The organism is Amycolatopsis cihanbeyliensis (assembly GCF_006715045.1).
Taxonomy (GTDB): domain Bacteria; phylum Actinomycetota; class Actinomycetes; order Mycobacteriales; family Pseudonocardiaceae; genus Amycolatopsis; species Amycolatopsis cihanbeyliensis.
In genome coordinates this window covers 634,752-653,147 of sequence record NZ_VFML01000002.1, presented here as the reverse complement: position 1 = coordinate 653,147, position 18,396 = coordinate 634,752, and the positions used below count along the sequence as shown (strand labels likewise).

The window sequence follows — 18,396 nt, the reverse complement described above, 5'->3', positions numbered from 1 at the left end:
GCGGTGTCAGGCATTCTGCGCCGCCCCTGTTCGTTAGGGTCGGTTACAAGATTCAGGGAAACCGCAAGAACTGACTACCGTGGGTCCCGCTCGCGAGGCCCACAGCGGCGAAAAGGCAGGCACAAGTGACGCAGCACATGCCCGAGGGGCGGATCAGCACCGCGGGGCTCAACTTGACCGACTCGGTGTACGAGCGGCTGCTCCAGGAGCGCATCGTCGTGCTCGGCTCCGAGGTCAACGACGATGTCGCCAACCGGATCACCGCGCAGCTGTTGCTGTTGCAGGCGGAGGACCCCGAGTCGGACATCACGTTCTACATCAACTCCCCGGGCGGCTCGGTCACCGCGGGTTTCGCCATCTACGACACCATGCAGCTGATCCAGCCGGACGTGGCGACGTATGCGATGGGTCTCGCCGCGTCGATGGGACAGTTCCTGCTCTCCTCCGGCACCCCCGGCAAGCGGTACTCGCTGCCACACGCGCGGATCCTCATGCACCAGCCCTCGGCCGGTGTGGGCGGTACCGCCTCGGACATCGCGATCCAGGCCGAGGTGTTCGGCAAGTGGAAGCACGAGCTGGCCAAGATCACGGCCGACCAGACGGGGCAGACCGTCGAGCAGATCATCCAAGACGGTGACCGGGACCGGTGGTTCACCGCCGAAGAGGCCAAGGACTACGGCTTTGTCGACCAGGTCCTGACGCGGGGCGCCCCGCGGTCCAACTCGGCGAGCTGACCGGGTACTCGCGTCCACGAGGAGACTTACATGAGCCAGCTTCACCTTCCCCAGTCCCGTTACGTCCTGCCGTCCTACGTCGAGCGCACCAGCTACGGCGTCAAGGAGTCGAACCCGTACAACAAGCTGTACGAGGAGCGGCAGATCATGCTCGGCGTGCAGGTGGACGACGCGTCGGCGAACGACGTGATGGCCCAGCTGCTGCACCTCGAGCACGAGGACCCCGACCGGGACATCATGATCTACATCAACTCGCCCGGCGGCTCGTTCACCGCGCTGATGGCCATCTACGACACCATGCAGTACGTGCGTCCGGATATCGCGACGGTGTGCCTCGGCCAGGCGGCCTCGGCGGCGGCCGTGCTGCTCGCCGCGGGCACCCCGGGCAAGCGGATGGCCCTACCCAACGCGCGGGTGCTGATCCACCAGCCCGCCACCGAGGGCAGCTACGGCCAGGTCTCCGACCTGGAGATCCAGGCCAACGAGATCCAGCGAGTGCGGCGCGTGATGGAGACCACCCTGGCCCGCCACACCAACCGCTCGGCGGACGAGGTCAGGGCCGACATCGAGCGGGACAAGATCCTCACCGCCGAGGAGGCCAAGGAGTACGGCCTGATCGACGAGGTGCTGCCCTACCGCAAGGCGTCGGCGCAGGATTGAGGTCGACGAAAAACCCCGGGAGCCGGTGTGTTGTCGAGGGACACACACCGGCTTCCTGGTTTAGGGTCTGCCCCGGCACGCCTCGGTGACCATCGGTGCTCCCGTTGGACGCGCCGGGCGGGTACCGTCAGTGGCAATGCGCGTGACCCCCGCTGTGGCGGGGACAGCTGAGACAGTCAGGTGCTGGCGCACCGGAGGGGACGAGGTCAACGGTCATGGCACGGATCGGCGACGGCGGGGACCTGCTCAAGTGCTCTTTCTGCGGGAAGAGCCAGAAACAGGTGAAGAAGCTCATCGCCGGACCAGGCGTGTACATCTGCGATGAGTGCATCGATCTGTGCAACGAGATCATCGAGGAGGAACTCGCCGAGGCCGGGGACGTCAAACTCGACGAACTGCCCAAGCCCACCGAGATCCGCGACTTCCTCGAGCAGTACATAATCGGTCAAGACGACGCGAAGCGGACCCTCGCTGTCGCCGTCTACAACCACTACAAGCGGATCCAATCCGACGACAAGGCCGGGCCGAAGGACTCCAAGGAGGAGGCGGTCGAGCTCGCCAAGTCGAACATCCTCATGCTGGGCCCGACCGGCTGTGGCAAGACCTATCTCGCGCAGACGCTGGCCAAGATGCTGAACGTGCCGTTCGCGATCGCCGACGCCACCGCGCTGACCGAGGCGGGGTACGTCGGTGAAGATGTGGAGAACATCCTGCTGAAGCTGATCCAGGCGGCGGACTACGACGTCAAGCGGGCCGAGACCGGGATCATCTACATCGACGAGGTCGACAAGATCGCGCGCAAGTCGGAGAACCCCTCGATCACCAGGGACGTCTCTGGTGAGGGCGTACAGCAGGCGTTGCTGAAGATCCTGGAGGGCACCACCGCCAGCGTGCCCCCGCAGGGTGGGCGTAAGCATCCGCACCAGGAGTTCATCCAGATCGACACGACGAACGTGCTGTTCATCGTCGCGGGTGCGTTCGCCGGGCTGGAGAAGATCGTCAACGAGCGGGTCGGCAAGCGCGGCCTCGGCTTCGGCTCGGAGATCCGGACCAAGTCGGAGATCGAGGAGAGCGACGTCTTCGGCGAGACCATGCCGGAGGACCTGATCAAGTTCGGCCTGATCCCGGAGTTCATCGGCAGGCTGCCCGTGGTGGCCAGCGTGACGAACCTGGACAAGGACTCGCTGGTACGGATCCTCACCGAGCCGCGCAACGCGCTGGTGAAGCAGTACAAGAAGCTCTTCGAACTCGACAACGTCGAGCTCGAGTTCACCAAGACGGCGCTGGAGGCCATCGCCGACCAGGCCGTGCTGCGCGGAACCGGTGCCCGTGGCCTCCGGGCGATCATGGAGGAGGTCCTCCAGCCGGTGATGTACGACATCCCGAGTCGGGATGACGTCGCCAAGGTCGTGATCACCGAGCAGACCGTGCGGGAGAACGTCAACCCCACAATCGTGTCGCGCCAGCCGTCCCGCCGGCAGCGTGGCGAGCGTGGCGAGAAATCCGCCTGATCTCCGTACCCGCATGCCGGGGTGCCGATAGGTGAGTCCACGGGAACGGGAGCCGGAGGTTCGTGGTATCAGCGAGCTGACCCAACGTCTGGTGACCGTGCTGTGGCTGCGGCATCCGGTGCTGCACCAGGTGGTCGCCGTGGCCATCGGGGTGCTGGTCGCCGTATGCCTGGTCGCCTCGATCACCCGGCTCTCCCCACTCCCGCTGTTGCCCCTGCCCCTGCTGGGGCTGGCCGGCTATGCCCAGTGGCGGGTACGCGGCGCCACCACACGCAAGCCGCGCCTGGCCTGGACCGTGATCCTGCTCGGTGGGATCGCGGTGGGCTTCTGGCTGATCGGAGTCGTCGGACGCTGGCTGGGCTGACCTGCTGTTCCTCCCTTGTGACGGGTAAAGTCGGACGACGAGAAACCAGCCGAACCAGGTTTGCTCCGTTCCGGCCGCGGGTAATCCCCGCAACCTCGATCGGAGAGAATGCCGAGGTGACGGGCGCGTGCACCGAACGCCGTTACGCCATCCCGCGTTGTTCTACCGGGGTGCGGACGAGTATTTGGCCGGGACCGTGCCGTTCGTTCTCGACGGGTTGGCCGAGGAGGAACCGGTCGCCGTGGCCGTCCCGCCGCCGAACCTGGAGCTCATCGTCGCTGACCTGGGGCCGCTGGCCGGCTCCGTCGAGTTCATCGACATGGCGGAGGCGGGCCGCAATCCGGGCCGGATCATCCCGGGGGTGCTGTTCGCCTTCGCCAACGCGCACGCCGGCAGGGTGCGGATCATCGGTGAGCCGATCTGGCCGGGCCGCACCGAGCGCGAGTACCCGGCATGCCTGCAGCACGAGGCGCTGATCAACCTGGCGTTCCGGGACCGGGCCGCGACCATCCTGTGCCCCTACGACAGCGAGCGGCTGGCTCCTTCCGTGGTCGCCGATGCCCGCGCGACTCATCCGCTGCTGGTCGACTCCGCCGGGTACCGACCCAGCCGCCGCTACGCCCCGGAGCGCGTGCTCGCCGCCTGCAACCAGCCGCTGCCCGCCGCGCCGGAGGCGGTGACCCTGCAGTTCGAGGCCGGGGGGCTGAGCGCGGTCCGGCATTTCGCCATGGACCACGCCCAGCGGCTCGGTCTGGCCGCCGCCCGGCTGGACGACCTTGCCCTCGCGGTGGCCGAACTGAGCGCGAACAGCATCGTGCACGGCTCCGGTGGGGGCGTGCTGCGGCTGTGGCGGGAGCGGGGACATCTCGTCTGTGAGGTCAGCGACGGCGGCCGGATCGGGGATCCGCTGGCCGGACGCAGGCCGGTGCCGCCCCGGCAGGTCGGGGGCAGGGGGTTGCTCATGGTCAACCAGGTGGCCGACCTGGTGCGGACGTACGGGGACGAGTACGGCACCACGATCCGGACCTACCTGCGGTTGTGAGCGGTGGGTGCGTGCTTGCCGAGGAAGCCGACCATACTGTGCACCACCGTGCGGTTGAACGTGTCGCCGTGCCTGCCGCGGGCGGTGTAGGCGAGCACGGGATCGGCCCTGGCGATGAACCGGCGCACCCCGGAGATGAACTTGTCCTCGGTTCCGCACCAGACGGCGGTGTGAATCCCCCGGATGGCGGCAAGGTTGCGCAGCGGATCCAGGCTTGCCCAGGCCGTGGCGTCCCGGAAGGCGTCCCGCTTGCGCATCTCCGCCCAGGAGGTGATCAGCGCGGGCGCCAGCGTGCCGATGGCCGCGGGCGGGCGGCCCCGCTCGGCCCGCCTGCGCGCGTACAGCAGCGCGCCGAACCCGCCCATGGACATCCCGGCGCAGGCGAAGGGGGTGCCCGTGGGGTCGCCGAGGCCGCGCTCCCGGAGCCAGCCGGGCAGTTCATCCAGCAGCATCGCCATCGGATCGTCGCCGGGCAGACGCTCGTGCCAGTAGCTGTTCCCACCGTCCACCGCGACGAAGCCGAACGGCGGCACCGCGCCGCGCGCGACGTCGTTGCCGAGCCGCTCGACCAGGCCGGTCGGATCGGCCGTGCGAGCGCTGCCGTGCAGCCCGTGCAGCAGCACGCACATGGGCAGGCCCGGGGGAGGGGACTTCGTCGGCAGGATGGTGACCAGGTCGATCGTGCGGCCACGAGCGGAGGAGAACACTCGCTCGGTCCGGCTGAAGCCCATTCGGCGGCTCGGGGAGGAGGCGGCACCGAGCGAACGATGCAGGGCCGGGCTGAACGGCACCTTCCCGGCTCCCGCCCCGAACGCCAGGCCGGCCACCGCGAGCCCCGAGGCGCCCGCGATCACCACCGACCGCCTGCTGTGCCGGCGGCCGGGTCTGCCGCCAGGTGAGTCCTGCTCCGTTCCCCGCCGCATAGTCACCGTCCCGCTGCGCACGCCGTGCCAACCGGCTGGTCCAACTCCCGAGTCTAGGCGGAAACTCGCCCCGCCCGCCGCCGCTCGCCCGATCAGGCGAGGTCGGTCAGCCGGTGTTCCCCGGTGTAGAGATTCATCGTGTCGCCGCGCAGGAAGCCGACCAGGGTCATGCCGTTCTCCTCGGCGAGCTCGACGGCGAGCGAGGAGGGAGCGGACACCGCGGCGAGCAGCGGAAGCCCCGCCATCGCCGCCTTCTGCACCAGCTCGAAGGAGGCGCGCCCGGATACCAGCAACCCCGCGGCGCCCAGCGGCACCCTGCCCTCCAGCAGCGCCCAGCCGAGTACTTTGTCCACGGCGTTGTGCCTGCCCACGTCCTCCCGTACGGCCAGTAGCGAACCGTCCGCGGCGAACAGCGCGGCCGCGTGCAGGCCGCCGGTGGCGGCGAACACCCGCTGCCGCTCGCGCAACGCGTCCGGCAGGGTGGCCAGCATGCTCGTGCTCACCGGGAAGGGCGTACCCGCCGGGCTGAAGCGCGTCTTCAGCCGGACCGCGTCCAGTGCCGCCTTCCCACACACCCCGCACGAGGACGTGGTGTAGAAGTTGCGCTCCACGCCGAGTTCCGGCGGTGCCACCCCGGCGGCCAGAGCCAGGTCCAGCACGTTGTAGGTGTTGCGGCCGGTCTCGTCCACCGAGTCGCAGTACCGGGCCGTGGCGACGTCCTCCCGGTCGCCGAGTACGCCTTCGGACAGCAGGAACCCGTGTGCCAGTTCCACGTCGTTACCGGGGGTGCGCATGGTGACGGCGAGGGACCGGCCGCCGACCCGAAGCTCCAACGGCTCTTCCGCGGCCAGCGCGTCCGGGCGGTGTCGCTGCCCGGACGCGGACAGCATCCGCACCGGTCGACGCACGATGACCCGGCCCATGGATCCTCACCCCTGTCTCGAAACGTTGGAGGTTCGTCCCGAATCGTCTCGGGTGTCGACTGGGTCGCTGTATGGTGTAGACAATATAGTGCACCTTCAGCAACTTCACGACTCTCCTGGACTCTTCCAGCGTACGGAGGTGCCCGATGGCCGTCAGCTTCCTGGACCGGTCGCGCAGCGTTGCCCCCGCGGGCTGGAGCCGGTGGCTGATTCCGCCGGCGGCGCTCTCGGTTCACCTCGCGATCGGCCAGGTCTACGCCTGGAGCGTGTTCAAACCGCCGCTGGAGGAGTCCCTCGGCCTGTCCGGAACCCAGAGCGCGCTGCCGTTCACGGTAGGGATAGTGATGCTCGGGTTGTCCGCGGCTTTCGGTGGCACGCTGGTGGAGCGCAAGGGTCCGCGCTGGGCGATGTTCGTCGCGATGACCTGCTTCTCCTCCGGTTTCCTCGTCTCCGCGCTCGGCGCGGCGACCGCGCAGTACTGGCTGGTGGTGCTGGGCTACGGCTTCATCGGCGGCATCGGGCTCGGGATCGGCTACATCTCGCCGGTCTCCACGCTGATCAAGTGGTTCCCGGACCGACCGGGGATGGCGACCGGGATCGCCATCATGGGCTTCGGCGGTGGGGCCCTGATCGCCTCCCCCTGGTCCAGCCAGATGCTGAGCTCCTTCGGCAGCACAACCGGGGGCATCGCGGCCAGCTTCGCCGTGCACGGGGTGGTGTACGCGGTGTTCATGTCGGCCGGCGTACTGCTCGTGCGGGTACCGCCGGAGGGCTGGCGGCCTGCCGGCGGGTCGCCGAAGCCGCACAGCGGGAAGTCCATGATCACCACGGCCAACGTGTCCGCGTCCCAAGCGGTCCGGACTCCGCAGTTCTGGTGCCTGTGGATCGTGCTGTGCTTCAACGTGACCGCCGGGATCGGCATCCTGGAGAAGGCCGCCCCGATGATCACCGACTTCTTCGCGGAAACCAGCGCCCCGGTCGGGGCCGCGGCCGCTGCCGGTTTCGTCGCGTTGCTGTCCCTGACCAACATGCTCGGCCGTTTCGTCTGGTCGTCCACATCGGATCTGGTGGGCCGCAAGAACATCTACCGGATCTATCTCGGTGTCGGTGCGCTGCTGTACCTGACGATCGCGCTCACCGGCAACTCGTCGAAGCTGGTGGTGATCGCCAGCGCGTTGGTGATCCTGTCCTTCTACGGCGGTGGGTTCGCGACCGTTCCCGCGTACCTGAAGGACCTCTTCGGCACCTACCAGGTCGGTGCCATCCACGGCAGGTTGCTCACCGCCTGGTCGACGGCCGGGGTGCTGGGGCCGCTGATCGTGAACGCCATCGCGGACGCGCGTGCCGCCGAGGGGCTCGACGGGCCCGCCCTGTACGCCACCTCGTTCTACGTGATGATCGCCCTGCTCGTGGTGGCGTTCCTGGCCAACGAGCTGGTGCGGCCGGTCCATCCGAAACACCATGAACCAGTGCCGGGCCAGCAGGGCGAGCCGGCCGTACGGGAGGCGTGATGACCGAGCGGGAGACGCGCAGGCCGGTGCTGATGGTGCTGGCCTGGTGCTGGGTAGGGGTGCCGTTCGCATACGGCCTCGCCGAGCTGGTGCGCAAGGCGATCCAGCTGTTCGGCGGCTGACTCCGGGATACCTCTTGCCAACTCCTTAGCAGGACGAAACACTTGTCGGACTTCTTCCGGCTGAGGGAGGTCTGGGGTGTTCGTCCGTCCGGTCCGCCGCCTGCTCGTGCTGCTGGCGCTGCTGTTGATCCTGCCCGCACTGGCGCTGCCGGTACAGGCCGATGACGCTGACCGCCCCCATCGCGAGCGGGCCAACGGGCCGGAACGCAACGCGGTCGCCGCCACCGATCCGCCGCCGCGTGCGCTGGCCGCGGCGGCGGGCGAGAGCCACCGCCACGGCGACTGGCGTGGCTACCCCCGGCGGACCGAGCTGCGCGTGTTCCCTGAGGACCCGGCGGACAAGTCGATCAAGCTCGGGCTGACGCCGTACCACGCGATCGCGCCGGAGCTGAACGAGCTGCAGGCACGCAGTGACCGGGTGTCGGCCGAGGTGATCGGGCAGTCCACCCTCGGCAGGGACATCTATCTGGTGACGGTGACCGCACCCGAGCGGCCGTTCGAGACACGGTTGCAGCGGCACTGGCGGGAGCTCATCGAGAACAATCCGAGACTGGCCGCACGCAGCCCGTGGCTGCGGCATGCCTACAAGGCCCCGGTCTGGATCAACGCGAACATCCACGGGGACGAGTGGGAGGGCACCGACGGCGCGCTGCGCGTGATCGAGGACCTGGCCACCAGCTCGGACCACGCGACGAGGCGGCTGCTGGAACGGACCAGGATCTACTTCACCGTCACCAACAACCCGGACGGCCGGGTGGCCGGAACCAGGACGAACGCGGCCGGGTTCGACATCAACCGGGACCACATCACCGGGACCCAGCCGGAGTCCAGGGCCATGCGGGACGTGGCGATCCGCACGCAGCCGCTGCTGATGCTGGACGAGCACGGCTACACCGGCACCACGCTGATCGAGCCCGGTACCCCACCGCACGGCCAGAACTACGAGTACGACCTCTACATCAAGCACGCCTACGCCAACGCGCTGGGGATGGAGAAGGCGATCGGCGAGCTCGGTCACCCGGAGACGGCACGGGCGGATATCCCGTTCCGTGACTACGCGCCCGGCGACTGGGACGACTGGCCACCGATCTTCACCCCGATGTACGCGATCTATCACGGTGCGGTCGGGCACACCGTGGAGATCCCGTTGCGGGTGAACCGGGACGCCTACGAGGAACTGCCGGTCGAGGAGCTGCGACGCCGGTCGAGCATCAACACCGACGTGGCCGCGGCGACCATCCGGGCCGGTGTCGAGTACGCCGAGACCAATCGTGGCGATCTGGTCGCCGACCAGATCGAGCAGTTCCGCCGTGGCCACGCCGGCGAGTCACAGCCGGAGATCCCGGACGGCTTCGTGCCCGGCTTCGGGCCGGAGGACCGGTACTCCGTGGAGTTCCCGCGTGCCTACGTCATCCCGGCGGGCAGTGGGCAGCGCTCGGCGCCTGCCGCCGCCCGGCTGGTGAATCATCTGGTGGCCAACGATATCCGGGTCGAGCGCGCGCAGCGGCCCTTCCGGTTGGCCGGGAAACGTTACCCGGCCGGCTCGTACCTTGTGGACATGCATCAGGCGAAGCGCGGGCTCGCCAACGTGATGCTCGGCGCGGGCAAGGACATCTCCGCTGACGTGCCGAGAATGTACGACATCTCCGGCTGGAGTCACCGGTTGTTGTGGGGTGCCTCGGTACACGTCGTGGCCGAGGAGAAGCCGCGCGTGTGGACGAAGCCGGTGTCGGCCGCGGCTCCGACTGGCGGGATCGACGCGGCGCCGGGCCGGGACCTCGCGCTCAGCCTTACCGACGGTGCGGATGTACGAGCACTGAACTACTTGCTGGGCAAGGGACTCGAGGCGTACCGCGGTCGCGAGGGCACGGTGATCATACCGGCCGCGGCACGGGTGGCCGCGCGCGAGGCCGCCGAGGAGTTCGGTGTGCGCTTCCGGGCCGCGCCCGCGGGGGAGCGTGGTCCGCTGTTGCGTACGCCGGTACTCGCCGCGGCGGTGGCCGCCGACGAACTCGCGGTGTTGCGCGAGTTGGGTTTCCAGGTGCGACCGGTGTCCACCGAGGTGCTCGACGGCGGCTTCGACCTGAGCGGAGTGGACACGCTGTTCGTCTCGGCAGGGCTGGACTACCGCCGGCTGAACGAACGAGCGAAGGCCGAAGTGGACGGTTTCCTCGCCGCGGGCGGCGGTGTGGTCGCCCGCGGCAGTACCGGGGCGGCGTTCAACGAGGCGGCCGGCTTGCTCGCGGTGCGGGCGGTCGCCGGAACCGGCAGCGCGAACGGGGTCGTCGCCATGACCGGATCCGCCGGGCCGGTCGGTTCCGGATCGCCCGCTCATTCCTTTGTGTACTCCCCGTACTGGTTCACTGATCTCGGTGCCGGTGTGCGTGTCGAACAGCGTTACGCGGAGGGCGATCCGTTGGTGGCGGGTCACTGGCTCGGCTCGGACCAGGGTCGGGGCCCGGAACAGGCAGCCGGATCGGCGGCGGTGGTCTCCGGTACCGCGGAGGGCGGCGCGCGCACGGTCCTGTTCGGCACCGAGCCATTGTTCCGTGGCCATCCGAAGGGTTTGTACGCCCAGGTTGCCCGTGCGGTGTTCTGGGCGGGACCCTGAACCGCATGCTGCTCGAACATCGCAACGAGGTTCCCGAGGTACACCCGACCGCGTATGTCGCTCCGAACGCGACACTGGCCGGCAAGGTCGTGGTCGGTCCGCACTGCCGAATACTGTTCGGTGCGGTGCTGACCGCCGAGGGCGGGCCGGTGGAACTCGGCGAGGGATGCATCGTGATGGAGAACGCGGTGCTACGCGGTACGCCACGGGATGTGTTGCGGCTGGGGCGACATGTACTCGTCGGTCCCGGTGCTTACCTCACCGGGTGCACGGTGGCCGACGACGTGTTCCTGGCTTCCGGGAGTCGGGTGTTCAACGGCGCCGAGATCGGCCCGCGCTCGGAGGTCCGGATCAACGCCGTGGTGCACCTGCGTACGGTGCTCTCCGCGGATACCACGGTGCCGATAAACTGGGTCGCGGTGGGCAATCCCGCGCAGGTACTCGCGCCGGAGGAGCACGAGCGCATCTGGGAGGTGCAGCGAGAACTGGACTTCCCCGGTTACGTGTTCGGTCTGGACCGCCCAGGCGAGGGGGAGACCAGCATGCCCGAAGTCTCCCGCCGCTACGGCCGCGCTCTCGATCGCCACCGCAACGATCGCCCCCTCACCTGACCCACCGTGTTTGCTCCCCACGCGCACGCGTTGGCCATTCGTATACGCGAGTTTGCTCCCCACGCGCGCGTGTTTGCTGCTCATGTAACCGTGTTGGCCATTCATGTAACCGAGTTTGCTGTTGGCGTAGGCGAGTTTGCCGTTCGCGGGGAAGGGATGGGTGGATGCGGGTGGCGGGGCAGCTCGGGGTTGGGTCTCGGGCACGCCTTCGGCACGCCGTGAGGTACTGGCGCTCCACGGATCACCCCGGGCAGGCCTGTTCACCAGCGCCAGCACCCCACGGAACGACACTCCCCACCCCACCGGCCACCCCGGTCGTTTCGAACACACATTCGGGTGAAAACCGATCGACAGCGTCATCTCCCACCCCATTCTGTCGGGCATTTCGATATCATTGTGGACGTGGAGAGATACCGTTCCGATCCGCAGCAGGATTCCCCGGACGAGGACAGATCCCCCGGGGATGTATTGGATACTTTGGAAACCAATGAGCGGGTGATCGCTCGGGCCGAGGCGCGGAGGGTGCTGCTACTGGCCCGGTTCGCCCGGGAGGGTGGGGTGCGGGAGTCGGTGGTGAAGGAGGTGGCCGGGCGGGTGCGGTGGACCCCGCACCGGGTGGAACGCACCCTCACTCTAGGGCTCGACCTGACGAGTCGGTTGCCGTGCACCCTGGCCGCCTTCCGGGCCGGGATGATTGACCAGGATCGGGCGCGGGCGGTGTCCGAGCCGACGGGGGTGCTGTCAGATGTGCAGGCGGGGGAGGTGGACCGGCGCATCGCCGACAAGCTGGTGGGTAAGGACCCTGCGCAGGTGCGGCGGGCGGTACGGCAGCAGGTACTGGCCGTGGACCCCGAGCGGGCACGAGCCCGGCGGGAGCAACGGTCGCTGGAGGTGGTGCACCAGGAGGACGGGGTCTCCACCCTGGTGGCCGACCTACCCACCGAGGTCGCCACCGCCCTCTACGCCCGGTGTGACCGCATCGCCCGGCAACAGCGGCGACAGGGAGACGAGCGGACGGTGGAGCAGTTGCGGGCGGATGTGTTCGCCGACCTCGCCCTGCGCGAGAGCGGCACGGTTCGGGCGCCGCGCACCGAGGTGTTTCTGTACTTCGCGGCCAGTTCGCTGTTGGGGTTGGATGAGCAGCCGGGGTACCTGGCCGGACATGGGCATATCCCGGCCGCGCTGGCACGCGAGTTGGCCTCTCGACCGGATGGTGTGTGGCGCCGGTTGCTGACCGACCCCGTCACGGGGCATCCGACGGATCTGGGGCGCACCCGGTACCGGCCGACGGCGGCGCTGGACGAGTTCGTGCGAGTACGCGATCGGGAATGCCGAGGGATCGGGTGTCACCGGCCCTCGCAGCGGTGCCAGAACGACCACACCACCGGGTGGGCCCAAGGCGGCACCACCAACGCGAAGGAGTTGGTGGGGTACTGCGAGCGGGACCACCACCTGAAAGATCTACCGGGGTGGAAGTACGAAGTCGTTGACGGGGTACCGACCATCACCACACCCCACGGAGACGTACACACCAACCCGCCCGAACCACTCCACGAACCCCTCACCCCCGAACCAGACGACACCCCACCCTTCTGAGGGGTGATGAGCTGCGATGACACGAGTCCTCGGGAATCCCTCGATCGGCTGACTGCCCGTTTCGGGTACATGAAGGCGGTTCGGCTATTACCCTGCCAAGCATGTTGATCGCGGAGGACCTGTTGCTCCTGGTGTTCGAGGATGACACCGGTGAGCCCGCACGCGGGGTGACAAACCTCGAGCATCTGCTGGCCGGCGCGCTGCTGATCGAGCTGGCGATGCAGGACAAGGTCGCCGTCGCGGGCGAGGGGGAGCAGGCTCAGGAGGGAAGGCTGGTCCTGCGGGACGGCACACCGACCGGGCAGCCCGTGCTGGACGAGGCACTGGAGAAGCTCGGTGAACTCGATGGGGGGAAGCCACAGCAGGCGATCGGTGCGCTCGCGGGTAACCAACTGTCCACCCGGCTGCTCACCGGGCTGGCCGATCGTGGCATTCTCCGCCGCGAGCGTGGCCGGATCCTGGGGATCTTCCCGACCACTCGGTGGCCGGCGGAGGACTCCGCGCACGAGGACGGGATCCGGGCGGGCCTGCGGCGCGTGCTGGTCGACGGCGAGGACCCCGGTGAGCGAGAGGTGGCCCTCATCTCCCTGCTCAGCGCCACGAAGTCGGCAGGCAAGGCCGTGGAGACCGACGACGCGAAACTGGTCGACGAGCGGGCGAAGAAGATCGCCGAGGGCAACTGGGTCTCGGACGCGATGGGCAAGGCCGTGGAGGAGATCACCGCGGCGGTCATGGTGGCCGTGTTCGTCCCGACCATCTTGACCGCGACGACCTGACGACTCAGCTCGTCGGCTCCAGCCGCACCACGATCGACTTCGACACCGGAGTGTTCGAGGTCTTCGCCACCGAATCCAGCGCCACCAGCGCGTTGGCTTCGGGGAAGTAGGCGGCCGCGCACCCCCGCGCGCAGGGATAGGCGATCACGCGGAACCGCGGCGCGCGCCGCTCCCGGTCGGTCCACTCGGAAACCAGGTCGACCAGCTCACCGTCGGCGAAACCGAGCTTGGCGAGGTCGTCGGGATGCATGAACACCACCCGCCGGCCGTCCTCGACGCCGCGATACCGGTCGGAGAGCCCGTAGATCGTGGTGTTGTACTGGTCGTGACTGCGCAGGGTCTGCAGCAGCAGCCTGCCGGCACCGACCCTCGGGAACTCCAGCTCGTTGACCGTGAACTGGGCCTTGCCGGTGCGAGTTCCGGTGAACTCCCGCGAGTCGCGGGGTGCGTGTGGCAGTACGAAACCGTCCGGCTCGCGCACCCGGGCGTTGTAGTCCGCGCAGCCCGGCACCACCCGGCCGATGCGTTCCCTGATCAGGTCGTAGTCGCCCTCGAACGCCTGCCAGGGCACCGGGTGGTCCGCACCGAACAGCGTGCGGGCCGTCCGGCAGATGATCGCGACCTCGGAGAGCAGCTTGTCGCTCGCCGGGCGAAGGCGGCCACGGGAGGTGTGCACCGCCGACATCGAGTCCTCCACCGTCACGAACTGCTCGCCGCCCGGCTGCGCGTCGCGCTCGGTCCGGCCGAGCGTGGGCAGGATCAGGGCGGTCCGACCGGGCACCACATGCGAGCGGTTCAACTTCGTCGACACGTGCACGGTCAGCTCGCACGAACGCAGCGCGCGCTCGGTCAGCTCCGAGTCCGGGGTGGCGGCCGCGAAGTTGCCGCCGACCGCGAAGAACACCTTGCCCCGGCCGTCCCGCATGGCCCGGATGGCGTCCACCGTGTCCCAGCCGTGCGCACGGGGGATCGGGACGCCGAACTCCCGTTCCAACGCGCCGAGGAAGCTCTCCGGCATCTTCTCCCAGACACCCATGGTGCGGTCGCCCTGCACGTTGGAGTGCCCGCGCACCGGGCACAGCCCCGCGCCCGGCTTGCCGATCATGCCCCGCAGCAGGGCCACGTTCACGATCTCGGTGATGGTGGCCACCGCGTGCTTGTGCTGGGTCAGACCCATGGCCCAGCAGTAGATCGTGCGCTTCGAGTCGGCCAGCATGCGCGCGATCCGGACGATCTGATCCCGGTCCAGGCCGGTGGCCTCGTCCACCTCGTCCCAGTCCAGCTCGCCGACCCGCTCGACGTACTCCTCGAACCCGTACGTGGATCCTTCGACGAAGGAGCGGTCCAGCACCGTGCCGGGCGCCGCCCGTTCCCAGGCCAGCAGCAGGTGCCCGATCGCCTGGAAGAAGGCGAGGTCGCCACCCAGCTTGATCTGCGCGAACTCGTCGGCAAGCTGTGTCCCCTTGCCGACGACCCCGCGCACGTTCTGCGGGTTCTTGAACCGCATCAGGCCCGCCTCGGGCAGCGGGTTCACCGCCACGATCCGAGCCCCGGCCGCCTTGGCCTCTTCCAGCGCAGAGAGCATGCGTGGGTGGTTGGTGCCCGGGTTCTGCCCGACGACCACGATCAGGTCGGCCTGATGGATGTCGGCGAGGCTCACCGACCCCTTGCCGATGCCGGTGGTCGCGGACAGCGCGGCCCCGGAGGACTCGTGGCACATGTTCGAGCAGTCCGGCAGGTTGTTCGTGCCGAAGGAGCGCACCAGCAACTGGTAGAGGAACGCGGCCTCGTTGCTGGTACGCCCGGAGGTGTAGAAGATCGCCTCGTTCGGGTCGTCCAGGCCGCGCAGGGTGCTCGCGGTGAGTGCGAACGCCTCGTCCCAGGATATCGGTTCGTAGTGCGTCGCCCCCTCGCGCAGCACCATCGGCTCGGTCAGCCGCCCCTGCTGGCCCAGCCAGTAGTCGGTGCGCTCGGCCAGCTCGGCCACCGGGTGCCGGGCGAAGAACGCGGCGTCGACCAGGCGCCGGGTGGCCTCCTCGGCGACGGCCTTGGCCCCGTTCTCACAGAACTCGGCGAGCTTGCGCCGCTCACCGTCGGCCTCGCGCGGCTCCGGCCAGGCGCAGCCGGGGCAGTCGAACCCCTCGCGCTGGTTGAGCAACCGCAGCGTGCGGACCGTGCGACCGACCCCCATCTGTTCCAGCCCGCGGGCCAGCGACACCGTCACGCCGGTGATTCCCGCCGCCCAGTCCTTCGGGGTGCTCGTCTCGACGCGGTTCTCGTCGACGTCCTGCCGTGGTGCCTTACGTGTCACGGGTTCATGGTGCTCCTTCGGGGGTGGGCTCCGCACCCCCGGGCTGCTTCGTAGACTGGCTAGCTGTGACGGAGAACGCGCCCCAGCAGACCGACCTGCCCCATGCCTGGAACCCGGCCGAGGAAGAGGCCGCCCTCTACCAGCGCTGGGTAGACGCCGGCTACTTCACGGCGGACGCGAACTCGGACCGCCCGCCGTTCACCATCGTGCTGCCCCCGCCGAACGTCACCGGCAGCCTGCACATGGGGCACGCGCTGAACCACACGCTGATGGACGCGATGACCAGGCGGCGCCGGATGCAGGGCTACGAGGTGCTCTGGCTGCCCGGCATGGACCACGCGGGCATCGCCACCCAGAACGTGGTGGAACGGGAGCTCGCCGCGGAGGGTGTCTCCCGGCACGACCTCGGCCGCGAGCGGTTCGTCGAGCGCGTCTGGGAGTGGAAGGCCGAGTACGGCGGCAAGATCCTCGACCAGATGCGCAGGCTCGGCGACGGCGTGGACTGGACCCGCGAGCGCTTCACCATGGACGACAATCTGTCCCGCGCGGTGCAGACCGTCTTCAAGAAGCTGCACGACGAAGGCTTGATCTACCGGGCCGAGCGCATCATCAACTGGTGCCCGCGCTGCCACACGGCCCTGTCCGATATCGAGGTGGACCACTCCGAGGACGAGGGCGAGCTGGTCTCGATCCGCTACGGCGAGGGGGCTGACGCCGTCGTGGTCGCCACCACCCGGGCCGAGACCATGCTCGGGGACACGGGCATCGCGGTGCACCCGGAGGACGAACGCTACGCGCACCTGGTGGGCACTGAGGTCGAGCTGCCGCTGACCGGGCGGAGGATTCCGGTGGTGGCCGACGAGCACGTGGACCCGGAGTTCGGTACCGGCGCGGTCAAGGTGACCCCCGCGCACGATCCGAACGACTTCGAGATCGGCAGGCGCAGGGACCTTCCGGCGCTCACGATCATGGACGAGCGCGGTGTGGTCATCGCCCCCGGCCCGTTCGAGGGCCTGGACCGGTTCGAGGCGCGGCCCGCGGTGGTCGCCGCGCTGCGCGAGCAGGGCCGGATCGTCGCGGAGAAGCGGCCGTACCTGCACGCCGTCGGGCACTGCTCCCGTTGCGACACGGTGGTCGAGCCGCGACTGTCCCTGCAGTGGTGGGTCAGGGTGGAGCCGCTGGCCCGGGCGGCGGGGGACGCCGTGCGGGACGGCCGGACCACGATCCACCCGCCGGAGCTGGCCAAGCGCTACTTCGAGTGGGTCGACAACATGCACGACTGGACCATCTCCCGCCAGCTGTGGTGGGGGCACCGGATCCCGGTCTGGTACGGCCCGGGCGGCGAGACCATCTGTCTCGGCCCTGGCGAGGAGCCGCCCACCGAGGAAGGCTGGCACCAGGACCCGGACGTGCTGGACACCTGGTTCTCCTCGGGGTTGTGGCCGATCTCCACCCTCGGCTGGCCGGAGTCCACAGCCGACCTGGCCAAGTTCTATCCGACCAGCGTGCTGTCCACCGGGTACGACATCCTGTTCTTCTGGGTCGCCAGGATGATGATGTTCGGCCTGTACGCGATGGACGGCGTCCGGCCCTTCGACCACGTCTACCTGCACGGCCTGATCCGGGACGCAGGCGGCAAGAAGATGTCCAAGTCGCGCGGCAACGTGATCGACCCGCTGGACTGGATGAACGACTACGGCGCCGACGCCACCCGGTTCACCCTGGCCCGCGGCGCCAACCCCGGCGGGGACATGGCGCTGGCCGAGGAGTGGGCCGCCGGAGCCCGCAACTTCTGCACGAAGCTGTGGAACGCCACCCGGTTCGCGCTGCTGAACGGCGCGAGCGTGGCGGAGCCGCTGCCGGAACCGGGCGCGCTGACCGAGGCGGACCGCTGGATCCTCGGCAGGTTGGACGCCGTGGTGTCCGAGGTGGACACGCTGCTGGAGCAGTTCCAGTTCGGCAAGGCCACCAACGCGCTGTACCACTTCACCTGGGACGAGCTCTGCGACTGGTATCTCGAGCTGGCCAAGGTGCAGCTGGCAGGCGAGTACGCCGGGAACACCCGGCTGGTGCTCGGGCACGCGCTGGACACGGTGCTGCGCCTGCTGCACCCGATCGTGCCGTTCATCACGGAGAAGCTGTGGACCGCGCTCACCGGCGGCGAGTCCGTGGTCATCGCGCCGTGGCCGGTGCGGGCCGAAGGCTCCGGTCGCTTCGCCGACCAGGATGCTGCCGCGCGGATCACCGACCTGCAGAAGCTGGTGACCGAACTGCGACGCTTCCGGGCCGATCAGGGCCTCAAGCCGGGCCAGCGGGTGTCGGCGAGGCTGTCCGGCGCCGGGTTCGCCGCGCTGGACGGGCACGAGCCTGCGATCAGGTCGCTGGTGCGGTTGACCGAACCGGAGGAGCCCTTCACCGCGAGCGCCTCGCTGGAGGTCGGACTGGCAGGTGGCCTGGTCGGCGTGGAGCTGGACCTCTCCGGCGCCGTCGACGTGGACGCCGAGCGCAAGCGGTTGCGGAAGGACCTCGCCGCGGCGGAGCAGGAACTCAAGCAGACCGAGGGCAAGCTCGGCAATCAGTCGTTCCTGGACAAGGCTCCCGCCGAGGTGGTGGACAAGATCCGGGTGCGCAGGGACACCGCCGCGGCCGATATCGACCGGATCAACGCCCGGCTGGCGGCCCTGCCCCCGGGTTGAGCCGC

General features: G+C 69.0%; 15 protein-coding genes. 12 read left to right on the top strand and 3 right to left on the bottom strand.

Annotated elements, in window-relative coordinates:
• The first annotated feature begins 125 nt into the window (after positions 1–125).
• The 5 genes from FB471_RS31620 to FB471_RS31600 all read left to right on the top strand — a co-directional run bounded on the left by FB471_RS31620 (position 126) and on the right by FB471_RS31600 (position 4,311).
• Complete coding sequence (locus FB471_RS31620) at positions 126–734, top strand: ClpP family protease (protein ID WP_142003489.1); 609 nt, start codon at positions 126–128, stop codon at positions 732–734.
• A gap of 30 nt (positions 735–764) precedes the next feature.
• Positions 765–1,394: an ATP-dependent Clp protease proteolytic subunit gene (locus FB471_RS31615; protein ID WP_142003488.1), complete on the top strand. Its 630-nt coding sequence runs from the start codon at positions 765–767 to the stop codon at positions 1,392–1,394.
• Positions 1,395–1,609: 215 nt separating this feature from the next.
• Entirely contained in the window at positions 1,610–2,905 is a 1,296-nt protein-coding gene (clpX, locus tag FB471_RS31610; RefSeq protein WP_142003487.1) for an ATP-dependent Clp protease ATP-binding subunit ClpX, read from the top strand.
• 31 nt (positions 2,906–2,936) lie between these two features.
• On the top strand, positions 2,937–3,269 hold the full coding sequence (locus FB471_RS31605; RefSeq protein WP_142003486.1) for a hypothetical protein: 333 nt from the start codon (positions 2,937–2,939) through the stop codon (positions 3,267–3,269).
• Positions 3,270–3,396: 127 nt separating this feature from the next.
• Positions 3,397–4,311, top strand: a complete 915-nt coding sequence (locus tag FB471_RS31600) for a sensor histidine kinase (RefSeq protein ID WP_142003485.1) — start codon at positions 3,397–3,399, stop codon at positions 4,309–4,311.
• Here FB471_RS31600 and FB471_RS31595 read toward each other — a convergent pair.
• On the bottom strand, positions 4,296–5,234 hold the full coding sequence (locus FB471_RS31595) for an alpha/beta hydrolase (RefSeq protein WP_142003484.1): 939 nt from the start codon (positions 5,232–5,234) through the stop codon (positions 4,296–4,298). The genes FB471_RS31600 and FB471_RS31595 overlap by 16 nt on opposite strands.
• A gap of 92 nt (positions 5,235–5,326) precedes the next feature.
• A complete protein-coding gene (fdhD, locus tag FB471_RS31590; protein WP_142003483.1) occupies positions 5,327–6,157 on the bottom strand; it encodes a formate dehydrogenase accessory sulfurtransferase FdhD in 831 nt (276 codons plus the stop codon).
• A 146-nt stretch (positions 6,158–6,303) separates the two neighbouring features.
• Between fdhD and FB471_RS31585 the strand changes: the two genes are divergently transcribed.
• From FB471_RS31585 to FB471_RS31565, 6 genes are all read left to right on the top strand, one after another.
• The gene (locus FB471_RS31585) at positions 6,304–7,668 is read left to right on the top strand and encodes an L-lactate MFS transporter (RefSeq protein ID WP_142003482.1); all 1,365 of its coding nucleotides are present in this window, start codon (positions 6,304–6,306) and stop codon (positions 7,666–7,668) included.
• Positions 7,668–7,790, top strand: a complete 123-nt coding sequence (locus FB471_RS35600; protein WP_281287460.1) for an MFS transporter small subunit — start codon at positions 7,668–7,670, stop codon at positions 7,788–7,790. The genes FB471_RS31585 and FB471_RS35600 overlap by 1 nt, the downstream gene beginning before the upstream one ends.
• 76 nt (positions 7,791–7,866) lie before the next feature.
• Positions 7,867–10,401 (top strand): M14 family zinc carboxypeptidase, encoded by a 2,535-nt coding sequence (locus tag FB471_RS31580; RefSeq protein ID WP_246076821.1) that lies wholly within the window; start codon positions 7,867–7,869, stop codon positions 10,399–10,401.
• Between the two features lie 5 nt (positions 10,402–10,406).
• Positions 10,407–11,012 carry a gamma carbonic anhydrase family protein gene (locus FB471_RS31575; RefSeq protein ID WP_142003481.1) on the top strand — a complete coding sequence of 202 codons (606 nt, stop codon included), beginning with the start codon at positions 10,407–10,409 and terminating at the stop codon, positions 11,010–11,012.
• 402 nt (positions 11,013–11,414) lie between these two features.
• Entirely contained in the window at positions 11,415–12,608 is a 1,194-nt protein-coding gene (locus FB471_RS31570; protein WP_170221068.1) for a DUF222 domain-containing protein, read from the top strand.
• A 101-nt stretch (positions 12,609–12,709) separates the two neighbouring features.
• Positions 12,710–13,384, top strand: coding sequence for a GOLPH3/VPS74 family protein (locus tag FB471_RS31565; RefSeq protein WP_142003479.1), 675 nt, complete (start codon positions 12,710–12,712; stop codon positions 13,382–13,384).
• A gap of 4 nt (positions 13,385–13,388) precedes the next feature.
• Here FB471_RS31565 and FB471_RS31560 read toward each other — a convergent pair whose 3' ends face one another.
• Positions 13,389–15,695, bottom strand: coding sequence for an FdhF/YdeP family oxidoreductase (locus FB471_RS31560; protein ID WP_142003478.1), 2,307 nt, complete (start codon positions 15,693–15,695; stop codon positions 13,389–13,391).
• A gap of 65 nt (positions 15,696–15,760) precedes the next feature.
• Between FB471_RS31560 and FB471_RS31555 the strand changes: the two genes are divergently transcribed.
• Positions 15,761–18,391: a valine--tRNA ligase gene (locus FB471_RS31555; protein ID WP_142003477.1), complete on the top strand. Its 2,631-nt coding sequence runs from the start codon at positions 15,761–15,763 to the stop codon at positions 18,389–18,391.
• Positions 18,392–18,396: the final 5 nt, after the last annotated feature.